Annotated in this window: 21 protein-coding genes and 3 tRNA genes; 19 read left to right on the top strand and 5 right to left on the bottom strand. The window is 44.3% G+C overall.

Annotation, left to right across the window (positions count from 1 at the left end; genetic code table 11):
• Position 1 precedes the first annotated feature (1 nt).
• The 3 genes from M2387_RS17595 to M2387_RS17585 all read left to right on the top strand — a co-directional run bounded on the left by M2387_RS17595 (position 2) and on the right by M2387_RS17585 (position 331).
• A tRNA-Leu gene (locus M2387_RS17595) sits at positions 2-88 on the top strand.
• A 29-nt stretch (positions 89-117) separates the two neighbouring features.
• A tRNA-Leu gene (locus tag M2387_RS17590) sits at positions 118-204 on the top strand.
• A gap of 40 nt (positions 205-244) precedes the next feature.
• A tRNA-Leu gene (locus M2387_RS17585) sits at positions 245-331 on the top strand.
• 72 nt (positions 332-403) lie between these two features.
• Here the strand turns inward: M2387_RS17585 and M2387_RS17580 are convergent.
• The gene (locus tag M2387_RS17580; RefSeq protein WP_409040079.1) at positions 404-634 is read right to left on the bottom strand and encodes a DUF1435 family protein; all 231 of its coding nucleotides are present in this window, start codon (positions 632-634) and stop codon (positions 404-406) included.
• Positions 635-1,215: 581 nt separating this feature from the next.
• Between M2387_RS17580 and M2387_RS17575 the strand changes: the two genes are divergently transcribed.
• The 14 genes from M2387_RS17575 to M2387_RS17510 all read left to right on the top strand — a co-directional run bounded on the left by M2387_RS17575 (position 1,216) and on the right by M2387_RS17510 (position 12,908).
• Positions 1,216-1,965, top strand: coding sequence for a GGDEF domain-containing protein (locus M2387_RS17575; protein WP_310572788.1), 750 nt, complete (start codon positions 1,216-1,218; stop codon positions 1,963-1,965).
• A gap of 316 nt (positions 1,966-2,281) precedes the next feature.
• Positions 2,282-3,058, top strand: coding sequence for a threonine/serine exporter family protein (locus M2387_RS17570; RefSeq protein WP_259051246.1), 777 nt, complete (start codon positions 2,282-2,284; stop codon positions 3,056-3,058).
• Positions 3,049-3,522 carry a threonine/serine exporter gene (locus M2387_RS17565; RefSeq protein WP_259051245.1) on the top strand — a complete coding sequence of 158 codons (474 nt, stop codon included), beginning with the start codon at positions 3,049-3,051 and terminating at the stop codon, positions 3,520-3,522. Before M2387_RS17570 ends, M2387_RS17565 begins: the two co-directional genes overlap by 10 nt.
• A gap of 102 nt (positions 3,523-3,624) precedes the next feature.
• Positions 3,625-4,071 (top strand): MarR family winged helix-turn-helix transcriptional regulator, encoded by a 447-nt coding sequence (locus M2387_RS17560; protein WP_259051244.1) that lies wholly within the window; start codon positions 3,625-3,627, stop codon positions 4,069-4,071.
• 353 nt (positions 4,072-4,424) lie between these two features.
• Complete coding sequence (locus M2387_RS17555) at positions 4,425-5,144, top strand: GntR family transcriptional regulator (protein WP_259051243.1); 720 nt, start codon at positions 4,425-4,427, stop codon at positions 5,142-5,144.
• Positions 5,141-5,578, top strand: coding sequence for a PTS sugar transporter subunit IIA (locus M2387_RS17550; RefSeq protein ID WP_259051242.1), 438 nt, complete (start codon positions 5,141-5,143; stop codon positions 5,576-5,578). The genes M2387_RS17555 and M2387_RS17550 overlap by 4 nt, the downstream gene beginning before the upstream one ends.
• A 4-nt stretch (positions 5,579-5,582) precedes the next feature.
• Complete coding sequence (locus M2387_RS17545) at positions 5,583-6,362, top strand: PTS mannose/fructose/sorbose/N-acetylgalactosamine transporter subunit IIC (protein ID WP_259051241.1); 780 nt, start codon at positions 5,583-5,585, stop codon at positions 6,360-6,362.
• Positions 6,355-7,134, top strand: coding sequence for a PTS system mannose/fructose/sorbose family transporter subunit IID (locus tag M2387_RS17540; RefSeq protein WP_259051239.1), 780 nt, complete (start codon positions 6,355-6,357; stop codon positions 7,132-7,134). The genes M2387_RS17545 and M2387_RS17540 overlap by 8 nt, the downstream gene beginning before the upstream one ends.
• Before the next feature lie 28 nt (positions 7,135-7,162).
• Positions 7,163-7,648 (top strand): PTS system mannose/fructose/N-acetylgalactosamine-transporter subunit IIB, encoded by a 486-nt coding sequence (locus M2387_RS17535; RefSeq protein ID WP_259051238.1) that lies wholly within the window; start codon positions 7,163-7,165, stop codon positions 7,646-7,648.
• A gap of 9 nt (positions 7,649-7,657) precedes the next feature.
• Entirely contained in the window at positions 7,658-8,362 is a 705-nt protein-coding gene (locus M2387_RS17530; protein ID WP_259051236.1) for a sugar isomerase domain-containing protein, read from the top strand.
• Positions 8,363-8,371: 9 nt separating this feature from the next.
• Positions 8,372-9,538 (top strand): glycoside hydrolase family 88 protein, encoded by a 1,167-nt coding sequence (locus tag M2387_RS17525; protein WP_259051234.1) that lies wholly within the window; start codon positions 8,372-8,374, stop codon positions 9,536-9,538.
• Positions 9,538-10,287, top strand: coding sequence for an SIS domain-containing protein (locus tag M2387_RS17520; protein WP_259051232.1), 750 nt, complete (start codon positions 9,538-9,540; stop codon positions 10,285-10,287). Before M2387_RS17525 ends, M2387_RS17520 begins: the two co-directional genes overlap by 1 nt.
• A gap of 96 nt (positions 10,288-10,383) precedes the next feature.
• Entirely contained in the window at positions 10,384-11,811 is a 1,428-nt protein-coding gene (locus tag M2387_RS17515) for an OprD family porin (RefSeq protein ID WP_259051229.1), read from the top strand.
• A gap of 593 nt (positions 11,812-12,404) precedes the next feature.
• Positions 12,405-12,908 (top strand): DUF2501 domain-containing protein, encoded by a 504-nt coding sequence (locus M2387_RS17510; protein WP_259051227.1) that lies wholly within the window; start codon positions 12,405-12,407, stop codon positions 12,906-12,908.
• Here the strand turns inward: M2387_RS17510 and M2387_RS17505 are convergent.
• The 4 genes from M2387_RS17505 to M2387_RS17490 form a co-directional block, all read right to left on the bottom strand.
• Entirely contained in the window at positions 12,897-13,682 is a 786-nt protein-coding gene (locus M2387_RS17505; RefSeq protein ID WP_259051224.1) for a CDP-diacylglycerol diphosphatase, read from the bottom strand. The two genes, M2387_RS17510 and M2387_RS17505, sit on opposite strands and share 12 nt — an antisense overlap.
• An 89-nt stretch (positions 13,683-13,771) precedes the next feature.
• A complete protein-coding gene (gene hldE / locus M2387_RS17500; RefSeq protein WP_259051223.1) occupies positions 13,772-15,199 on the bottom strand; it encodes a bifunctional D-glycero-beta-D-manno-heptose-7-phosphate kinase/D-glycero-beta-D-manno-heptose 1-phosphate adenylyltransferase HldE in 1,428 nt (475 codons plus the stop codon).
• Positions 15,200-15,248: 49 nt separating this feature from the next.
• Positions 15,249-18,104, bottom strand: coding sequence for a bifunctional [glutamate--ammonia ligase]-adenylyl-L-tyrosine phosphorylase/[glutamate--ammonia-ligase] adenylyltransferase (gene glnE, locus M2387_RS17495; protein WP_259051222.1), 2,856 nt, complete (start codon positions 18,102-18,104; stop codon positions 15,249-15,251).
• A 22-nt stretch (positions 18,105-18,126) separates the two neighbouring features.
• Complete coding sequence (locus M2387_RS17490) at positions 18,127-19,425, bottom strand: CYTH domain-containing protein (RefSeq protein ID WP_259051221.1); 1,299 nt, start codon at positions 19,423-19,425, stop codon at positions 18,127-18,129.
• Between the two features lie 596 nt (positions 19,426-20,021).
• Here M2387_RS17490 and M2387_RS17485 point away from each other — a divergent pair.
• A complete protein-coding gene (locus tag M2387_RS17485; RefSeq protein ID WP_259051220.1) occupies positions 20,022-20,642 on the top strand; it encodes a TIGR04211 family SH3 domain-containing protein in 621 nt (206 codons plus the stop codon).
• A 192-nt stretch (positions 20,643-20,834) separates the two neighbouring features.
• Positions 20,835-22,082 (top strand): multifunctional CCA addition/repair protein, encoded by a 1,248-nt coding sequence (locus M2387_RS17480; RefSeq protein ID WP_259051219.1) that lies wholly within the window; start codon positions 20,835-20,837, stop codon positions 22,080-22,082.
• The last annotated feature ends 57 nt before the right edge of the window (positions 22,083-22,139 follow it).

The raw sequence follows: 22,139 nt of genomic DNA, 5'->3' as shown, positions 1-22,139 counted from the left end.
CGCGATGGTGGCGGAATTGGTAGACGCGCTAGCTTCAGGTGTTAGTGTTCTTACGGACGTGAGGGTTCAAGTCCCTCCCTTCGCACCAAAAACCAAGTTAAATATCGTTCGCACTGTGCGATGGTGGCGGAATTGGTAGACGCGCTAGCTTCAGGTGTTAGTGTTCTTACGGACGTGAGGGTTCAAGTCCCTCCCTTCGCACCAATGCGGAAACGATATTAGCAACGACTTAAGCAAGCACTGTGCGATGGTGGCGGAATTGGTAGACGCGCTAGCTTCAGGTGTTAGTGTTCTTACGGACGTGAGGGTTCAAGTCCCTCCCTTCGCACCAACTTGCTTAACTTCTTTCTTTTAATTCCCAATCTCCCCTGATTCAGCTTCCCCTCTTGATTGATTATCCGTTCTAATTCAGGTTCATCGTAATCAGCAGTAATCCGCTCGCGAATACTACGCAGGATGGCAGTAATACAAAATGACGTAAGCGTTTGTGATATAACATGACCGCAGTCATCAGTAAGCCTGCAACAATAAGTAATCTCCACTGGGAGAAACTTAATTCCAGTAAGGTTAATAGCGCCACAGCCAGCGCTGCAACCATAATGCTCCACCCACCTTCAAGTCGTTTTTGTAGCATCATCACTGACATTCCTGATTACGATAATGAGAATCACTATCATATGATAATTTTTCTCAATTGTCAGCGGAAAAATATCCAATAAATGCCTGCTATCACTGATATTTAATTATTAAGTAATGACATAAAAATTATAAGGTGATAAATTTAGCCGAAAATGGCTTTGCCCTAATAAACAATACTAAGAAAGTGCCTGGCTTAATATCGTATTTATTTTAATTTCATTGACTACCAACAGCGCGTTATCCTATGACAATACAATTGCTATGACATCGCAGATCTGGCATTCCTTGCTTAGAAGTAAGCATATGCTTTCATTGTGCTTATTTATTCTTCTTAATGGATTATCTTCCGTTGCGACCCTCTATTGCCCTTTTTATTCCCAACAGCATGTCACTTTACCTGCGATACTGATTCTGGCCAGCAGCATAATTCTGCTTTTCCTCGCCTTATTTTATGCTAATAGACTGATTAATATAAATATAGTAGCCTTATTTTATGGCTTATTGTGGGCATCACAGCTGATTATTAAAAATGATTTATTAGCTGAATATCAACACCCTGTTCTTATGATGAGTGTGTTGTCAGTTTTATTGATCGCAACGCTTTCAGTCATTAATAATATTTATGCCTTTATTCTCTATTGCCTGCCTGTTTATCTTGCTGCTTTTTGGCTCGATAACAGTGGCCACAGGCTATGGCTGGTATTCCTTACCCTACTGCCTGCATTAGGTATTACCATCCAATATCAGATACAAAAACGCCATGTTGAGTTTAATCAGCGTCTGATGAATAAATTTCAGGAAGAACGAGAAAGACTCAGCGATCTCAGTATGTTAGATCCATTAACCGGTCTTTATAATCGCCGTGGTTTCCAGCATCAATTCGAAAGTATGATGGCAAAAGGTAAAGGGAATCACTTTATTCTGTTGCTGGATATCGATCGCTTTAAGTCCTATAACGACCATTATGGCCACAGTATGGGGGACCAAACGCTGATGCGGGTCTCTGCGGCTATTCGTGATGCGGTTCGCGCCAAAGATATCGTTGCCCGTTATGGTGGTGAAGAGTTTCTGGTGATGCTGACAGATATTCAGAGTTCACAGGCTCTACAAACGGCGGAACGTATTCGTCAGTACGTTTACGACCTTAATATTACACATCAGTTTAATCATGAACTGGATAATAATATTACTATTAGTATTGGTATTACTCCGTTGCAGGGAGATGATATTGAACAAGCCTTATTGTTAGCCGATCAAGCTTTGTATAAAGCTAAAAACCATGGAAGAAATAAAATATTACCTGCAGAGACCTTTGAGCTCCAGTAATAATAATAAATTATTCCTTGATGCTGTTATTCTATGCGCCTCACTAAATGTTCTTTGCCAGTCTGGCGTTACACTGAAAACGACAGCCAGCTGTTAAACAGAGTGTTCCTTTTTTGAACAGATTTGTCATTTTGACTTGATATGCGCTTTTATATACAACAATTTATTTACTGATTATCTGTAAAAACTGCATAAATATTGATCTCAGATACTTAGGCCTGAGCCCTCACCTATGCTAATAATAAGGCAAATAAAAAGCTGTCGTTTATACCCTCATCCTTGAAGTTACCCGGGTATATACATTTTAGGGTTCGTTATGCAAACTGAAACCTCTCATCACCATGAGATAACCCGTTTATGCATCCAGTGCGCTATTTTTTTACTTCAGCATGGTGCCGAAAGCGCACTGGTTGAAGAGCTTTCTACTCGTCTGGGTAAAGCATTAGGCATGGACAGCGTTGAAATATCTATCTCTGCAAACTCTATCGTCCTGAGTGCTATCAAAAACAATCACTGCATCACTACCACGCGTAAAAATAACGACCATGGTATAAACATGCATATGGTCACCGAAGTACAGCATATTGTCATTATGGCTGAGCATAAACTGCTGGATCATAAGGATGTGCTAAAAAGATTTTCACATCTGAAGCCGCTACGTTATCCACGCTGGTTAATGGTTCTGATCGTCGGGTTATCCTGTGCCAGTTTTTGTAAATTAAATGCGGGGGGATGGGATGGTGCTTTAGTCACGTTTATTGCAAGCTCGGTAGCCATGTATTTCCGTTTGCTACTCACTCAAAGACGGCTCCACCCGCAGATTACTTTTGCTATTACTGCCTTTATTGCTACCAGCGTTTCTGGATTATTAATCGGGAAAGGGATGTTTACCCATACCTCTACCATCGCCATTGCTTCCAGTGTATTGCTGCTGGTTCCAGGATTCCCCCTGATCAATGCTGTCGCCGATATGTTTAAAGGCCATGTGAATACGGGTCTGGCGCGGTGGGCAATGGCCAGTCTGCTGACACTGGCTACCTGTATAGGTATTGTCACCGCTCTGTCTTTATGGGGGCTAAACGGATGGCAATAATCGAATTTATCCTTGCGCTAGCCCAGGATATGTTACTGGCTGCAATCCCGGCGTTGGGTTTTGCTATGGTATTTAATGTGCCTGTCCGGGCGCTCCCCTACTGTGCTCTGCTGGGCGCAATAGGTCATGGCTCTCGTATGGTTTTGATCTCTTCAGGTCTGAGTATTGAAACAGGAACCTTTTTGTCCGCCATTCTGGTCGGCATTATTGGTATTCAATGGTCACGCTGGTACCTTGCTCATCCGAAAATATTTACCGTCGCAGCAGTCATACCGATGTTCCCTGGTATTTATGCGTATACCTCGATGATTTCTATCGTTAAACTCAGCCAGTCTGGCTACAGTGAGCCATTATTTATTGAGGCGGTGATGAATTTTCTTAAAGCCTCCTATATTGTCGGCGCATTATCCATAGGCCTGTCGCTTCCCGCATTATGGCTGTATCGTAAAAAACCACGCGTATAAATTTCATCATCGCTGTGTAAAATAATGCCGTGATAAAACACCACACGGCATTATCGATTAAAAAATTTGCTATTTAATTCACTACTATTTACAGTCATAACAATGAAAACGACTTTGTCCTCGACAGATGCACTGCTATTAGAAAATCAGCTGTGTTTTGCAATTTACTCCACTAATTTAGCCATCAATAAACGTTATCGTCAGTGGCTTGCCCCATTAAAGCTCACTTATCCACAATATTTAGTGATGTTAGTTCTGTGGCAGCGAGATGATGTCACGCTATCAGAAATTGGTGAGCAACTGTTCCTGGACTCCGCGACACTGACCCCACTTTTAAAACGGCTTGAAAGTGCAGGATGGGTGTTACGCCACCGTTCACGTGATGATGAACGCCAAGTGGTCATCACTCTGACAGCAGAGGGAAGCGCGCTTAAAGAAAAAGCCAAAAATATTCCCGAATCACTGAAACAAGCGTTAGCCTGTAGTACCGATGATATTTTCGTTCTTAAAGCACAACTTATTCAGCTGCGCCAGCAACTGAATAAATAGATTATTACGACCAGGTTTTACTGTCGGTCAGCCTGGTCTCTAAGGCAGCTATGTTCTCGGTGAAATCAGAACGTTGATGCCCGCCCCTGAGGTTGTCTGTACCAGTCCTCCTTCCGGTAACCCTTCATCCCTTCCATACCACTCATAAGAAATGGCTGCGCCCTATCATTCAATCAAAGGGAGGCGATTTATCTCAAACCACACTGCCAAATCCCTCTAATTTGTGATCTGGCTAGTGTTTCAGTTAAAAACTTAACCTGTTAACCGGTTAAGTTGGCTTTTAGGCTTTACGCAATGAACTAATGAAGTATGATGAATCTCATAGAAGAATTATTTATCTAAAGAGACATCATATGCATAGCCCGAAGTATCAATTAATCAAAGATGAGCTCGTAAAAGAGATAAAATCTGGTTTATTTAAACCCGGACAGAAATTTTATAGTGAGTCAGAGTTAAAAGCACGTTATCAGGTAAGTACTGCTACCGTTATTCGTGCTATACAAGAATTAGTTAATGAAGAATATATTGTACGTTACCAGGGAAAAGGCTCTTTTATCTCTAAAGCAAAAAGAGATGAGAAGATAATTTTTTCCGAAACGGATAATCAACTTGTGGGTATACAATCCATAAAAATGCTGTCCTGTACTCTGGAGAACTCTCCCGAAATCATAAAAAAACTTAACATAACCGATAACGATAAATATTACAAAATAGTCAGAGCCCGGCTTAATAATAAAGTACCATTTGCAATTCAAGTAACGCACATTTATGAACATTATATTCATGATGATATAAATATTAGTAGTAAGCCATTTGAATCAATCTATGATTTATTGAAAGAAAAAAATAATTTAGATATGTATTCGATGCCATACATACAAACAATTGACATTATAAAGTCTGCACCACAAAATTTTTATGACTATCTAGAGTTAACTACCGGAACGCCTGTGGTATTAATGAAGCGTTTAACCTATAGCAATGATAAAAACGTCATTGAATATGTTGAAACATATAAAGTAATAGAGGCATTCCATATAGAGATAAGAAATGCTGAAAAGGATACGATATGATAAACATATTGCTCATTTCCCATGAAGGTTATGCGAGTGGTTCAAAAAAAGCAGTTGAGCTTATTATAGGAAAACAACCTAATTTATACCATCATGAACTTAATGGTGAAAAAGGTATTGAGATATTTAAAAATGAATTAAATCAAAAAATAATTGATTTAATTCATGGAAATACGAAACTTATTATTCTATCTGATTTAAAAAATGGCACACCTTATAACTGCGCGCTGACTTTCATTGCAGTTAATGAGCTATGGAATCAAATACAGTTATTTACAGGTATGAATCTCAATCTAATTCTGGAAATAATTCTGGCTGATGAAGATGTCATTATCGAAAGTAATCAGCAAGATATACTCGCAACAGCGAAAGAAGGGATCTTTCTGATGAATAAAAAAGAATGGAATACACACTCAATGGCAGGTGAGGAATAGAAAAATGGAACATATAGAAATATGGCAAATTGTTCTCCTGACGCTTTACTCTGGTTTCGCAATATATGATGGTAACAATACTACGCTGGGATTAGTTAAACCGAGCATGGCTGGTTTTTTTGCAGGACTCATAATGGGGGATGTTACCACCGGATTATTTATCGGCGGTACCCTTAATCTACTGGTTCTCGGTGTCGGCAACTTTGGTGGAGCCTCCATTCCTGATTATATGACAGGTGCTGTACTCGGAACGACATTTGCTATTATGAGCGGTGAAGGTGCAGCATTTGGCGCAACGATTGCTATACCTATAGGCCTGTTAATGGTTCAGTTGGATGTCCTGGCTCGATTCATCAATACCTTTATTCATCACAAGGCAGATAAACTGATTGAATCAGGTAATGTGAAAAAAGCCGTAAGAATGAATCTCTATGGTCAAATTCCGATCTCTCTGTCACGTATGATACCTGTTTCACTGGCATTAATTCTCGGCTCTGCATTTGTGAATAATATTGTTCAACATGTACCAGAGTCGATAATGAATGGTTTGAAAGTCTCAGGAGGGATGTTACCTGCGCTGGGTATTGCTATCTTGATGCGTTATCTACCGATTAAAAAGAATATTTCCTTCCTGATTCTTGGGTTCTTTTTAGCCGCGTATCTTTCCGTACCAATATTAGGTGCTGCAATTATAGGTCTGGCAATCGCCATTTATATTTTTAATAGCGAACAACAGCAATCAAAACTAACTCAAAAAACTGCAGGGGATATGGGTGATGAGTAAATCAATTAAAAAAGTATTCTGGCGATGGTTTTTATTTGGTCAGTGTGGATGGAATTATGAAAAAATGCAGGGCCTCGGTTATCTTTTTAGTATTTATCCCTTCTTAAAAGAAAAATATAAAACAGATGCAGAATTAAAGGCAGCGGCAAAAGTTCATAGTCAATTTTTTAACACCAACAATACTATGGCTCCTGCAATATTAGGTGTTGATCTTGCACTAGAGGAAAAAAATGGCTTAGAGAGTAAAGATGCGATTATTGGTGTTAAGACGGGGTTAATGGGGCCGTTAGCAGGGATTGGCGATACAATTTTCTTCGTTATTCCTACCACAATAATCGGTTCAATTGCCTCTTATATGGCGTTACAAGGAAATCCGGCAGGTCTATTATTATGGCTGCTATTCTCCTTTGTTCGCATGCTGTTTATGCGCTATAGCATTAGCAAGGGATATCAGGAAGGTGTTAATTTACTCGGTTCACTAACCAACAGCCTGAATAAAATAACTCGTGCAGCAAACATACTCGGCCTGACGGTTATTGGGGCGTTGATACCCTCTGTTGTCAAAGCGAGGCTAGGGTTTGAATTTAACTACGGTGAAATATCCCTAAAGCTACAGGATATTGCTAATCAATTAATGCCGGGGCTCATACCACTTCTGGTCGTTTTAACCACCTACTGGTTGCTCGGGTTAAAAGGAATGAATTCCACCAGAGTTATTTTTATCTTGATGTTTATCGGTGTGGTCGGATACAACCTGAATATCCTTGGTTAACAAAGTTTATTTAAAATGGAAATAATATATGAAAGGTATTGCTCATATCCGTATTGATGATCGTCTTATTCATGGTCAGGTTGCAACACGCTGGGTCAGACATGTTAATGCAAATAGAATCATGATTATTGATGATACTGTCGCGGAAAATGAAATCGAAAAAATGATGTTGAGAAGTGCCGCTCCGGAAGGCTGTAATACGTCTATTCTGTCTTGCGAAAAAGCTATCAACAATATTGCCGCAGGAAATTATGAAAATCAAAATGTTTTAGTTTTGATGAAAACACCAGCAGTAGCACTCAAGATGCTGGAAAGGGGGCTAGCACTAACCCAGATAAATATTGGCAATATGTCTAATCAGGAAAATAGAAAACAAATCAAGCGTTCTGTCAGTATCAGTGATGAAGAGTTAAAGATCATTAATACGCTACTTTCAAAAGGTGTAAAAGTGACCGCACAGATGACGCCTGAAGAACCCGAGTCCGAAATTAGCATTTTTCTTAAAGGGATGTAGGAACTTATTATGGATAATCATCAGAAGCTTTATTATCACAATGTCCTGAATACGCTAGAGAGTGTTTTTCTTACCCAGCAAGAGGCTATCGAGCAGGCGGCCACTGTATTTGCCGATACTGTACGTCATCAAGGCATCATTTATGGCTTTGGCTCGGGTCATTCTTTTGCTGCTGGCGTTGAGCTTGCGGGACGTGCAGGCGGTTTAGTCAATACTCGCGCTCTGGATCAGTTCTATGGGCATATGGGCTGGCTGGATAGCATTGAAGGCTGCGGTGATGTGTTTAGCCGTCTGATTGATCTACGGGAGCATGACAGCTTTGTTATCGTCTCAAACTCAGGCACCAAGCCCTTACATGTTGAACTCGCCCGGAATATCCATGCCAGGGGCAATAAAGTCATTGCTATCACTGGCGGACAGCATCACGCAGATTTATCGTTGGAGGGAATCAGCAAGTATGCTGATGTAATCATTAATAATGCCAGCCCTAAACAAGATTGTACGCTGAGTATTGATAATGACCGCATCATGACCGGCCCTGTTTCATCTATTTCTAACGCTTATATAATCAACAGCATTGTCATTGAGTGCATCGATATACTGCTGGCCGCTGGAATAACGCCGCCTGTTATGCGGAGTATCAATCAACCGGGTGGCAAAGAGTATAATGAAACTTTGCTAGCGCAATATCGTGAACGTGTATTTACAGTATAGGTAGCACAGATGAAATATACGATGATGAATTCTGACTTTCTGCGTGCAGATCAGTCAGGTTTAGATAGTTGTGCATTGCATGATGAGTTACAAGCACTAACGGAAAAAGTTCGTCTCAATATGGGACGATTTGGTTCACAATTTCCTTCGGCCTGTAGCCAGAATGAGAAGTACAGAATAAAAAACAATGATGACTGGACCAATGGTTTCTGGACTGGCATGCAGGCTATTGCTTATGAATTTAGCGGTGATACGGATTTTCTGGAAGGTATAAGAACCAATGTAATAAGTTTTCAAGAACGACTAAATAACCATCATGTTCTTGATCATCACGATATAGGTTTTCTTTATAGTCTGTCTGCTGGTGCCTACTATAAAATAACGAAAGATGAAGAGTCTAAAAAATTAATCATCGCAGCTGCTGAGGTATTACTCAAACGTTTTCATCATTCGGCGGGTTTCCTGCAAGCCTGGGGAGACATGAAAGATCCAAAAGAATATCGGTTAATTATAGACTCATTAATTAACTTACCACTTTTATATCAGGCAAGTAAAATAAGCCAGGATGAAAAATATAAAATAGCTGCTGATAAACATTTCCATCATGTTATTAATAATATTTTTCGAGATAATTACTCTAGTCACCATACATTTTTTTTCGATACTGAAAATGGCCTGCCATTACGTGGTGAAACGTTTCAGGGCTTTAGTGATAGTTCTTGCTGGGCACGGGGACAAGCATGGGCAATATTAGGTTTACCACTCAACTGGTGTAGAGGCCATAATTTTCCTGACAGAATACTCTATGACAAGGTATGTAATTATTTTTTCCAGCATTTGCCTGAGGATAGTATTCCATACTGGGATCTTAACTTTACTGCTGCAGATAAGCAGCCACGCGATACTTCAGCGCTGGCGATTGCTATTTGCGGTTTACTTGAAGCTCGAAATTGTTTTACTGATAGTCGTTATCAGGATATCGCGAATAAATTACTCTACAAATTAAAAAATTTCGCTTCCGCGAGTCATGATAATAATTGTGAAGGGTTAATAAAACATGGCGTCTATGCTTTTAGCCATAACAAAGGTATTGATGAGTGCAATCTGTGGGGAGATTATTATTACATGGAAGCACTATATCGATTATATCAACCTGACTGGAAAGGATATTGGTAATGAACGGGTTTAATGAGTATCTAAAAACAGTAAAAAACAATCTTACTTTACTGGCTAATGAACAACAGAATTGTATTCAATTGGTCGCCGAGAAACTCACTGATGTTATCGCCAATGATGGCATCATCTATCTTTTTGGCTGCGGTCATTCACATATATTTGGCGAGGATGTTTTTTATCGAGCAGGTGGATTAGCGCCCGTCAGGCCTATTCTTATTGAGCCATTAATGCTCCATCAAGGTGCAGCTCGTTCATCTCAACTTGAAAAACAAAATAATTATATCAATGAATATTTGCAGGCATATCCAATAACCAGTAATGATGCACTCATCGTTATTTCTACATCAGGTATTAATCCTGCACCTATTGACGCTATTTTATGGGGGAATTCAGCAGGTGCAACCACAATAGCCATTACCAGTTTTATCTACGCAGAAAAATCCCCATCTCGTCATCTATCAGGAAAATATTTACGCGATTGTGCCGACATCGCAATTGATAACCATGTTCCATATGGTGATGCAGTATTGACTGTAGAAGATAATCAGCCACCGTTCGCGCCTGTATCTTCTGCATTAGGAATTGTTTTACTTCAGGCAATATTTGCACAGGTAATTTTTAATTTAAGTCATCGTCATATTCCACTACCTGTGTTTCTGAGTGGTAACATTCCGGGTTCAACTGAACATAATACTCAATTAGTTAATCAGTATAGTTTAAGAATACCGGAACTTAGTAAAGGACTATAGATTCAATATTATTCTTTATTCTATATATTAAATAGCTCTCTACTTACCTCAAATTTAAAATTTGTCCTACCCCTATATAATTCAATGGTGATTGTTATGTTGAGACCAACATTAATTAAAAAATCAGTAATCGCTATGATATTAATTTCCTCATCTCCATATGCATTTTCTGATACCGCGCCTAATATTAACCTTGATGAAGGAAATCATTCTGAACTGTATCGTGCGTTATACCAGGATGCTTCCCTGGATCTCAATACAAACCTTTATACTCGCTATCGGGCAGTTAAAAATAGTCATAGCGGTAAGTATGGACTAGGCCCCGGTGGGATACAAAACCAAACAGCGATGCTGGCACTAAATTATAAGTCTGGTTACTACAATGATATTATTGGTTTCGATTTCTGGGGCGGAACTAATATTAAGCTTGGGCATACTGTCGGCCAGTCTGAGATTTTATATTATAAATACAGTTGTGACGGGGATGGGAAATTCTCACCCTGCGAGAAATCTTTCGCCAGTGTTTCTGTTGCAGCATTAAAACTGAAATATGGCAGTGATGCAGCACGTTTTAAAATCAATGCAGGTTATACACCAATTAACTCTGGAACATTCAAGAATAGCTGGGGGTTAGGGCCACACTCCTATCGTGGATTTGATAGCGCACTTTCTTTCGACAACCTGAGTTTTACTTATGCCTGGGCAGATAGATTTAAAAATGACTGGAGTCGTGATTTTAAGAAAATGACGACTAGCTGGCATCAAAATAACGCAGCAGGTTTAGATGATAACGGTACAATTATCAAGAAAGGTGATGTCATTGATTACATTCACTCTGCGGGTGTAGCCTATGAACTTGATAAATCAAAAGTTGATATAGGTTATGGTGAAGGTCATGAATATCGCCGTAACTGGCAGCTGCAACTTGAACATGTTAATCAACTTGCCGAAGAAACGAGTCTTCAGACAAAAATCTTTTACCAGGGTGCACGCTATATACACGGCATAGCACCGGTTGTATCGCCCACATATGAATACTATGTCAGCGCCGGACTCAATCTTAAAAACAGAAATACCACTTGGTCTGTCGGCTATAGTCAAAACCACGCCCCACAAACAGCAGACTATAACTTCCGATTAACCCCTTGGGCTAATTCTGATAAAAGGGACTATCAGGCTACTCTTTCTCAACTAGAGGACTATAACGCATCCGGTACTCAGGCACTGCGCTTGGGAGTTACGCACAACTTTGCTGATTTTAATCTGCCGGAATTTACCGTGGGGTTAGCCGGAACCTATGGCTGGCATGTCGTCACTGATACCTCAAAGATTAATGCGGCCAGAAGCTATGATGGTAAAATGCGCTCGCTGGATCTTCTGATGCGTTATAACGTGGAAAATGGTCCAGTGAAAGGGCTCTCCGTAACCGCGTTGCCAGCATTACTAAGAACCTCTGAAACCAATTACAAAAGCTCACGTAATGATATTAAATTTATTGTCGGCTACAGCGTTAATTTATTTTAGCTGTAACGACGTATAAATACGTCTGCCTTCTATTTTATACCTCAGGTATCCCACTCCCGAGTCATCAATATGGAATGGGATATCTGCGCTATCTCAGAAATCCACGATAAGCCTCGCTGAGTACTGCCAGGATCAAAGGTTAACCGGTCTTGTTTGTATTCCTGAAAATACCTATTTGGATCGATAATATCATTTTTCACTATTGCAAAGTTTGCCAGAGGGTCTATGCTGACAGACGGTTCTGCTGTCGCACAAATGGTTTCAAAAATTGCAACACCCTGTGCATTCATGTCGTAAACAGGCATCTATATAAAAAAAAACATATAAATAGCGCGCTATATTGTAGTTCGATACGTAAATTTATCCTGCCAGTATGGCCAGAGTCTGTGAACAAGGCACCTTCTGTTGAATACCAGTCACGGTTTCATCCGCATAATAACCATTCTGTTAAAATGAAAAAGTGCTTCATCAGGTCATACCCGGAACATTGAACGTTGCCACCGGGCTTGTGTATTACCTGGACAGCCTGACGTATGACAGGTATATACTGAACTCAGGAACTTGCTGTCATAGCAACCATACAGGGATAGAAAATGAATCACTCATACTGGCTTAACTGCAGTACCGTACTTCTGTTTCTATTAGTATCAACAAAATGCATTGCCATCAGCTGGCAAGATAAGCTAACTAATTTATCCGACGAACAAATCCACCATAACATCGTAGCGGGAACGCAAAGTGGCGGGCTCTCTCTTTCCTCTTTAAGCACCCTGCTTGAAGGAGGAAGCTCGGCTCTCAGCGCCAATACGATGGCAAATGCCGCAGGTGTTATCGAATACTGCACGAGAAACAAGCTATCCTCTCTGGCAAATGCTGAGAAAATACAGAGTAAATTAGTTCAGAGGCTGAAGCTCACGCATCCTCGTAATAGCGCAACTAAGAAGGACTATGCCCAGGGTCAGTCGGGATTACTCAATACACATAATGGCCAGCAGCTGGATATGAATGATTTAAGCCATTCAGAACTTGCCGCTGAAGTAAAAATGAAAGCCTGTGATCTGGTGCTTAAACAAGGTATGGATTATTTATCTCGTTGATTGCTGAGCCAGTTGACAGTCGAAATCAAGTAACTCTTCTGCGGTTCCTAAGGTGAGTGCCGTTAGCTGTAACCGAGTTGCCAGCAAAATGGCCTCACCGTTATCGGCCATGACCCGCACTAAACCATAGTTATCCATACGGTCTCCCCTGGCTTGCAGATACTGCGCAAGAGCAGCAAAGGGGTTCGTCGCCGCAGCAACTTTAATGGCGAGATAACGCTGTCCTGACAGGAGAGTGTTCAACGCCTGCCATTGATAACCGATACTTGCTTTTTGCTGCAAAATGGCCTGGTAGACCTCTGGTTTCAGGCAAGCCAGGTGAAGGTGTAGCTGGTTTTGAGTCCGCCCATAGCGGGAATTAACGGCCAGCGCCAGGTAGCGATCTGGAACAGGAAATGTCGATTTTTGCTGTAAAAAATAACGCGTGTCCCAGCCATGCTGGAAATAGTTTTCTGTTTCGCTCTTCAGAAGTTCTGCGCTTTCAATACCGGTGATTTTATCTGTCGGGATCAAAAGTGTATGCAACGGACCATTGGCATCATTAAAAACCGTGTAGCGCTGCGCCAGGTTAACCTTCAGGCAAGGTTCGGGTGAACCTGAACTCTGCTGCCGGGGAACACAACGCTCATTCACTATCTGCCATAACTGCTGGCTATTATAGTGTAACCACGCGAAGTACAGTGCTGGCAGTAAAAGTACAAGTACACTGATGACCACCAGTATTAAAAGCCACGAGCGCGGTCGTTGAGAAGAGGAGGCTTTGCTTTCAGTCACGACTATTACCTGACATCTGCGGGTCTTCATGGCAGATCAGCAACGAACGTGATCTCCGCTCGTTGCTGATTTGACACCATAATACAGATTTAGCTATGGCTCTGGATCTTCTTGATGATATTCGTCGTAGAGCAACCGTCCTCAAAGTTCAGGACCATGACTTCGCCACCATTAGCCCACACTTCCTGGCTTCCGGCAATCTGATCGGGCGTATAATCCCCACCCTTCACCAGTCGGTCAGGCAAGATCTCACCAATTAAACGTTGTGGCGTATCCTCTTCAAACAGTACGACCCAATCAACCGCTTCAAGTGCCGCCAGTACCACCATGCGCTGATCCTGAGGATTCACCGGGCGAGTTTCACCTTTGAGACGGCGGGTGGAAGCATCACTGTTTACCGCGACAATCAGTCGGTCACCCAGTTTACGGGCATTAGCCAGATAAGATACATGGCCCGCATGCAGAATATCAAACACGCCATTGGTCATCACAACCCGCTCGCCACGTTTACGGGCAGCGTCAACGGCGACCTTAAGTTCGGCTTCGCTCATCACACCAAATCCGGTATCTGAACGACCACGTACCGCATTTTCCAGTTCAACAGGAGAAACGGTTGAGGTACCGAGTTTACCCACCACCACACCCGCGGCAGCATTGGCAAAATAGCAGGCTTCTTCCAGCGAATGGCCGGAGGCCAGGGTCGCAGCCAGCACGCCAATCACCGTATCACCCGCACCGGTAACGTCGTAAACTTCCTGTGCCTGCGTGGCCAGGTTAAAAGGCTCGACGCCAGGGCGCAGTAAGGTCATACCTTGTTCTGAACGGGTTATCAGTAAAGCAGATAATGAAAAATCAGCGATCAGCGCCATACCACGAGCCACTAATTCTTCTTCACTATGACATTTACCTACCACAGCTTCGAATTCTGCCAGGTTTGGCGTCAGTAGAGTTGCTCCGCGATAACGCTCAAAGTCAGTACCTTTCGGGTCGATAAGTACCGGAACATTGGCTTCGCGCGCCAGACAAATCATCTGCTGAACACTTTCCAGTGCACCCTTGGCATAGTCTGACAGAACCAGAGCGCCAATGTGTGGCAACGCCTGGCTAATACGATCATGCAAGGGGGTAGGATCAATACCCGCAAATCCTTCCTCAAAATCCAGACGGATAAGTTGCTGATTACGAGAGAGAACCCGAAGTTTGGTTATCGTCGGATGAGTGGGCACAGAAACAAAATCACACTTTACGTTAACACCTGCCAGTGTCTGACTCAGCGCACGAGCAGCATCATCAATGCCGGTAAGTCCGACCAAACGAGAGCCTGCACCTAACGAGGCAATATTCATTGCAACGTTTGCAGCCCCTCCAGGGCGTTCTTCGATAGTCTCAACTTTAACCACTGGCACCGGAGCTTCCGGCGAAATACGGCTGGTTGGACCGTACCAATAGCGATCCAGCATCACATCACCAACCACCATGACACCTGCACGACTGTATTCCGGCAGTGTTACTTTCATTCCTGACTCTCCAGCACGGGATAAAATTTTGCGTGGGATAATAACATATTTAGTTCGTTGCGCATGCTTGTGACTCACCAAGCCAGGTCTGCCAGCTACGGTTAACCTGTTCCCGCTCTTCAACAAATACGTTCAATGCCACATGACCCGGCAGCGTTTGTAAGGCCAAGTGATGAAGCTCATCACGTAAGGTGACGTAGGCATGTGTGAGTGCTCTGGATTCTTCTTCACTAATAATATTATCCTGCGCCATTAGCTCCAGAATTCGCACATTATCAGGCCAGCGCGTTAAATCAGGGCTCGTCGATGCATAGCGGAGTACCAGATACTGGGTAATAAACTCAATATCCGTAATACCGCCCTGGTCAGCTTTGATATCAAAACGGTCGCGTTTTTTATTCCCCAGGTGTGCACGCATTTTTTCGCGCATCTCCCGGACTTCAGTTTGTAGCACTTTCCCTTCTCTCGGCCGACACAACACTTCATGCCGGATAGCGGTAAACTGCTGGTTTAGCACTGGGTCGCCATACACCACTCGCGCGCGCACCAGAGCCTGATGCTCCCAAGTCCAGGCTTCATTTTTCTGATACTCTGCAAACGCGTCTACCGTGGTAACCAGCATGCCAGCGGCTCCCGACGGACGTAAGCGAGCATCAACTTCATATAAAATACCTGATGCAGTACGGGTGCTGAATAAGTGCAGAATACGCTGCGCCAGGCGCAAGTAAAACTGGCGGCCATCAATTTCACGCTCACCATCGGTGGTGTCATCTGCCGGGCAGCTGTGTAAAAAGACCAGGTCGAGATCGGAGCTGTAACCCAGTTCCAGTCCACCCAGCTTTCCATAACCTACGACCGCAAATCCGCGGCTATTTTGCCCCAGTAAATGACGAGGTTGCCCATAACGCGCAACCATCTGCACCCAGGCCTGCTGCACAACAGCATCAATAATCGCTTCTGCCAGCCAGGTTAAGTGATCGCTCACTTTCATTACGGGTAGAGTCCCGGTAATGTCTGCCGCAGCAACACGCAATAACTGTACCTGTTTAAACTGTCGTAGCGCTTCCAGTTGCTGCTCTTCATCATCGTGAACGCGCAGTAAATACTGGCGTAGTTCATCCCGATAGGCGTCGGTCGCCGTCGGCTGATACAGCGTATTAGGATCCAGCAGCTCATCCAGTAATAGCGGATATCTTGCGAGCTTTTCAGCAATCATCGGCGAGGCAATACAGAGCGTCACCAGTTGTTTGAGCGCGCTGGGATATTCCGTTAATAGCTCCAGATAGGTCGTTCGGGTAACGATACTCAGCAAGATTGGGATCACACGGGAAAGCGCCAGAGCGGCGCTCTCATGCTGGCAGGACTCACGTAATAAACGCGGCATCAGTTGATCCAGCACTAACCTGCCCCGCGAACCGATGGTGCGTTTATTAGTATCCTCACGAAAATCAGCGATATACCTGATAACCTGCTGCCTGACTTCAGGTGTCAGATGGTTAAGTACCGGGGTTGTTTCGTCACTATCCAGTGCATCCAGCCATAACTCACGCCAGGCTTCAGATGCGCTATCTTCCCCCGCTTCGGGCTCATCATCACCAATTAATTCATTAAATACCTGTCGGACATTGTGCATATGTTGCTGTAGCGATTGTTCCAGCTCATGCCAGTCGGTCACCCGCATCCCCCAGGCCAGGCGAGCGCGATTTAGCTCATCACCAGGTAAAGTCTGGGTCTGTTCATCGTTAATACTCTGTAGCAAGTTTTCCAGCCGACGCAGATAAAGATAGGCAGCACGTAGCCGGGCAGCATCATGAGCAGGCAACAGATTAAGTTGCTCGATTGCCTCCAAAGTCGGCATCAGCGACCGGGACTGTAATAAGGGTTCACGCCCCCCACGGATAAGCTGGAATACCTGAACGATAAACTCTGTTTCACGGATACCTCCCGCGCCAAGTTTAATATTGTCAGTCAGACCGCGTCGCCGGACTTCACGCGCAATCATGCCTTTCATATTACGCAGAGACTGAATCACGCTGAAATCGATATAGCGGCGAAAGACAAAAGGACGCAGCATTTTGCGTAGCTCATGGCTCCAGATATCGTCGTTGTCACCCATCACACGGGCTTTGACCATTGCATAGCGTTCCCAGTCTCGACCTTGCTCCTGGTAGTAATCTTCCAGGGCCGCAAAACTGAGCACTAAGGGACCGCTATCACCAAACGGCCGCAAACGCATATCCACGCGATAAACAAAGCCATCTGCGGTAGGCTGATCCAGTACTTTAATCAGGCGCTGGCCAAGACGAGTAAAGAACTGGGCGTTATCCAGCTCACGACGGCCACCCGCGGTCGAGCCATGTTCCGGCCAGGCAAAGATAAGATCGATATCTGAAGAAAAATTGAGCTCACCACCGCCCAGTTTACCCATACCCAAAATCAACAGCGGCTGGGCAATACCTTCGGCATTAACCGGGGTACCCCATTCACGGCAACAAGCGTTATACAGCCAGTCACGAGCGGCAATAATTAAGGTTTCCGCCAGCACGCTCAGTTGTTTGAGTGTCTCGAGGGTATCGACCTGTTCCAGCGCCTGAGACCAGGCGATTCGCACCATGATTCGACGGCGAAACTGGCGCAGAACACGCATCAGCGCGGCTTCATCCGATACCTCTTGCAACGCGACTTGCAGCCAGCTGGCATACTGCTGCCACTCTTCAGGCTCAGGTGCCGTCTGTTGTAAATCGTCGAGCCAGGCCGGATATACCGCCATACTGTCGCTAACAAAATCACTAAGAGAGAGCACGGCCCGTGCCTCATCCGTGAGTTTTTGGGCATCCATATCTTCAGGCAGATGTGATAACACAACCTGCAAGTGTTGCTGTAACAAGGGAGTAAGCGGCATCATGGTGGTATTCCTTGCCTGTCAGTTATTTTCCGCTATGCAGCCAGAAAGGTGCCTGCGAAATAGCTTCGTTACGATAATGCTCAATCTCAACGATTTGATTCGTCACTATTGCATCAAACAGCCCCTGCCAGTTTTCCAGCCAGGATGATGCTTGCTGAGTACGATAGATCCCAGCCAGCAGACGTGCAGCATCTAATTCACGTACCAGGCGGGTCAGTTTATCTGCATAGGCATCGCCTAACGGACGCTGGAAAATCGCTCTTAATTCAGCAGAATGTCGTGAAAGATGGCCATCAGCAAAACGCTTTAAAGAACCATCGAGCTTAACCAGCCCTTTCTCATCAACAAAGTCACGCCACTGGGACTCAAACAGCCAGCGGGTTAATGTTAGCTTAGTGATACTGGCCTGGGCACTGAACAGAACTTCATCACCTTTGTTATGTTCTGTAAGGCTGGCTTCAAAACTGAGCAACAAATCACGTAACTGTGAGCTGGCTTTACGCGGAATAATTCCGCCGAATAACGCCAGAATATGGCGGACATTGCCCGCTGCTAACATGATATGTTGTTTCGCCGCTTTATTTCCGCGCAACCAGAGTTCTTCATGGTAGAGCCAGCTTTCCAGCGACTGCGCCAGAGAAGCTTGAAGACCTTGCTCAATCGTAGTTTTAGGCGCCAGAGATAACAGATCAAGTGGCTTAATTGCACGCTCAACCGCACCTTGCGCAAGATGGTAGCCACGGGCAGCCTTACTCATGCTTCCCATGCGTAAGCCCGGTTCATTTACTAATTGCTCTGCCAGAATAAGTAATGCGCTGGCTTCACCTTCCAGCAGCTCAAGCTCTAACTCGCAGATAGGTTCTTGTAAATCACCGGCGATCACTTCACCCTGGTCGAGAGCCAGTTCAATACGGCTGGTTCCTTGCTGAACAATCCAGGTCTGACGCTTAAAGTTCGTGCTGAATAATGGATTAAGCTGCTGCTGAAGCTCTGCAACATCCACGCCTTGCGGCCAAATTTCTGCAGGTAACAACGCCAGATCAAGCGTGGGTTCGCTCAGTGGCACATTGTATTCCGGACGCTGATGCAAACCACCTGTCACCTGACCTGAGGTTTTCATGGTCATTTCATAGTGATTGCCATTGCCACGAATACGCAGCCCCATATTATGACGACGCAGAAAATTATCTGCTGTTTCATAATAGATATTCACTAGCTGGCGTGCTCCATGCTGCTCTTGCGACAGGGCATTCAATTTTTCACTCAATGATGTAATCACCGGTGGATTGACGATAAATTTTAATTCGATTTCCTGAGCCATATCTTCTTTACTTTGCGGTGGAGCGCACTACAACGTAGCACGCCTGAGAGTTAACATGAGATACTCAGATAGTACGATAAAAAAAGCTGTAAGGTCGCGTATTTACCCGTAAGAAATTGCAATAATGAGCTAAATATCCACCCTGAATAATTAGAGTCGCTTGTAAACACCGAGTAAAATCTGTCGATGAGCATAGACAAACTATGTGATTCGGCTAATTTAACGCAGGCAACGCCCAGGCAACTTGAAGTATGACGGGGTCCCCTAAATAATTCGAGTTGCCTGTAGGCGCCAAGTTCAGCCCGCCGATGAGCATAGACACACTATGTGATTCGGCGGGCTGGACGCAGGTAACACCCAGGCAACTTGAAGTATGACGGGGTCCCCTAAATAATTCGAGTTGCCCGTAGGCGCCAAGTTCAGCCCGCCGATGAGCATAGACACACTATGTGATTCGGCGGGCTGGACGCAGGTAACACCCAGGCAACTTGAAGTATGACGGGGTTCCTGGATGATTCTCATTCCGGTTAATAGATTGCACCGTCAGACTGTTGCCACTACTATCCTTCTACAACTCATGAAAAAATGTCGATCTAATGCTTAATTTACGCCTAATTTGCTTCACTTTGCTGTCTCTTACTGTTTCCGTCGCGGCTAATGCCGACGAAAAACGTTATGTTTCTGATGAACTGAATACTTGGGTACGAAGTGGCCCGAGTGATAGCTACCGCCTGGTCGGTACCGTTAATGCCGGAGAAGAAGTCACCTTACTGCAACGTAATGAAGAGACTAAATACGGTCAAATACGAGAAAGTAATGGTCGTACTGTCTGGATCCCGCTCGCGCAATTAAGCAATACGCCGAGCATCCGCACCCGAGTGCCAGAATTAGAGAGTCAGCTCAAGACGCTGACCGATAAACTGACCAATATTGATACCACCTGGAATCAGCGCACGGCAGAAATGCAGAAGAAAGTTGCGCAAAGTGATGAGGTTATCAATGGTTTGAAAGAAGAAAATCAGCAACTCAAGAACCAGTTAATTGTCGCCCAGAAAAAGGTCAATGCTGCCAATGTCCAGTTGGACGATAAACAACGTGCCATTATTTTACAGTGGTTTGTTTACGGTGGTGGGGTTGCGGGCTTTGGCCTGCTGGTTGGGTTACTGCTGCCAAGAATGCTGCCAAGACGCAAGAAAAATGACCGCTGGATGAACTGATTAATCTGCCAGCCAAAATAATTCAGGTTGTCTTTAGGTGACAAGTTTAGCCTGTCGATGAGCATAGAAAAACTATGTAACTCGGCGGGCTGAACGCAGATAATACGCAGGCAAGTTAAAGTATGACGGGTTGATTCACCTTGCATCTATACTTAGTATGAAAGTTAACAAAAAGTTACTGGAGAGTTGCAGGTGAAAGTTTATTTGGTCGGTGGAGCAGTACGGGACAAATTGCTCAACCTGTCGGTTAAAGATAAAGACTGGCTGGTGGTTGGCGCAACGCCTCAGCAAATGCTGGACGCCGGTTATGAGCAAGTGGGTAAAGATTTCCCGGTTTTTTTACATCCAGAATCACATCAAGAATATGCCCTTGCTCGTACTGAACGTAAGTCAGGTCAGGGATATACGGGCTTCACTTGCTATGCCGCGCCTGATGTTACACTGGAACAGGATTTACTACGCCGTGACCTGACCATCAACGCAATCGTTGAGGATGAGCACGGCACGCTTACCGATCCTTATGGCGGTTTAGAGGATCTGAAAAATCGTATCCTCCGCCATGTATCACCGGCTTTTAATGAAGACCCCTTGCGCGTGTTGCGCGTGGCACGTTTTGCTGCTCGCTTTGCCCACCTTAACTTTCGTATCGCCCCTGAAACCCTGACGTTAATGAGTGAGATAGCCGCCAATGGTTCTCTGGCACATTTAACGCCAGAACGGGTATGGAAAGAGACAGAAAAAGCACTGGGTTGTCGTAACCCACAAATTTATTTTGCCGTATTACGTGAATGTGGTGCTCTGAAAGAACTGTTTCCAGAAATTGACGCACTCTATGGTGTCCCGGCTCCTGCCAAATGGCATCCGGAAATTGATACCGGCATTCATACCCTGATGACACTAACTATGGCGGCTCAGCTCAGCCCTGAGATTGATGTCCGTTTTGCAACCCTGTGTCACGATCTTGGTAAGGCTCTGACTCCACCAGAAAAGTGGCCCAGCCACCATGGTCATGGCCCGGCAGGTGTGAAACTGGTTGAACGCCTGTGTAACAGATTACGTGTTCCGACAGAAATTCGTGATCTGGCAAAACTGGTTGCCGAATTCCACGACTTGATTCATACATTCCCCATCTTACAGCCGAAAACAGTGATTAAACTGTTTGATAAAATCGATGCCTGGCGTAAGCCCTGGAGAGTGGAGCAAATTGCTCTGACGAGCGAAGCCGATGCCCGTGGTCGTACTGGATTTGAAGCCAATGACTACCCGCAAGGACGCCTGCTCCGCGCGGCATGGGAGGCTGCCCAGCGCGTCACGAATAAAGAGGTTATTGATGCAGGTTTTCAGGGTCCTCAAATCCGTGAGGAGCTGACAAAACGCAGAATTCAGGCTGTCGCTCTCTGGAAACAAGAGAATGGCCTGACAACTCCACCCGATATCTGATATTTACTTCTCAGCTCGTCAGGCAAATCTGTCTGACGAAATTCCCTGGATAAAATA

Source organism: Klebsiella sp. BIGb0407 (assembly GCF_024807845.1).
In the GTDB taxonomy this organism is placed as follows: domain Bacteria; phylum Pseudomonadota; class Gammaproteobacteria; order Enterobacterales; family Enterobacteriaceae; genus JGM124.
This window is presented reverse-complemented; position numbering and strand designations above follow the sequence as displayed.

Coding starts and splice junctions, on each gene's coding strand:
- M2387_RS17565 (WP_259051245.1), top strand. CDS start 3,049: ATGGCAATAATCGAATTTATCCTTGCGCTAGCCCAGGATATGTTACTG.
- M2387_RS17545 (WP_259051241.1), top strand. CDS start 5,583: ATGGAACATATAGAAATATGGCAAATTGTTCTCCTGACGCTTTACTCT.
- M2387_RS17515 (WP_259051229.1), top strand. CDS start 10,384: ATGTTGAGACCAACATTAATTAAAAAATCAGTAATCGCTATGATATTA.
- hldE (WP_259051223.1), bottom strand. CDS start 15,199: ATGAAAGTAACACTGCCGGAATACAGTCGTGCAGGTGTCATGGTGGTT.
- glnE (WP_259051222.1), bottom strand. CDS start 18,104: ATGATGCCGCTTACTCCCTTGTTACAGCAACACTTGCAGGTTGTGTTA.
- M2387_RS17570 (WP_259051246.1), top strand. CDS start 2,282: ATGCAAACTGAAACCTCTCATCACCATGAGATAACCCGTTTATGCATC.
- M2387_RS17555 (WP_259051243.1), top strand. CDS start 4,425: ATGCATAGCCCGAAGTATCAATTAATCAAAGATGAGCTCGTAAAAGAG.
- M2387_RS17535 (WP_259051238.1), top strand. CDS start 7,163: ATGAAAGGTATTGCTCATATCCGTATTGATGATCGTCTTATTCATGGT.
- M2387_RS17520 (WP_259051232.1), top strand. CDS start 9,538: ATGAACGGGTTTAATGAGTATCTAAAAACAGTAAAAAACAATCTTACT.
- M2387_RS17530 (WP_259051236.1), top strand. CDS start 7,658: ATGGATAATCATCAGAAGCTTTATTATCACAATGTCCTGAATACGCTA.
- M2387_RS17525 (WP_259051234.1), top strand. CDS start 8,372: ATGAAATATACGATGATGAATTCTGACTTTCTGCGTGCAGATCAGTCA.
- M2387_RS17485 (WP_259051220.1), top strand. CDS start 20,022: ATGCTTAATTTACGCCTAATTTGCTTCACTTTGCTGTCTCTTACTGTT.
- M2387_RS17540 (WP_259051239.1), top strand. CDS start 6,355: ATGAGTAAATCAATTAAAAAAGTATTCTGGCGATGGTTTTTATTTGGT.
- M2387_RS17580 (WP_409040079.1), bottom strand. CDS start 634: ATGCTACAAAAACGACTTGAAGGTGGGTGGAGCATTATGGTTGCAGCG.
- M2387_RS17490 (WP_259051221.1), bottom strand. CDS start 19,425: ATGGCTCAGGAAATCGAATTAAAATTTATCGTCAATCCACCGGTGATT.
- M2387_RS17560 (WP_259051244.1), top strand. CDS start 3,625: ATGAAAACGACTTTGTCCTCGACAGATGCACTGCTATTAGAAAATCAG.
- M2387_RS17550 (WP_259051242.1), top strand. CDS start 5,141: ATGATAAACATATTGCTCATTTCCCATGAAGGTTATGCGAGTGGTTCA.
- M2387_RS17510 (WP_259051227.1), top strand. CDS start 12,405: ATGAATCACTCATACTGGCTTAACTGCAGTACCGTACTTCTGTTTCTA.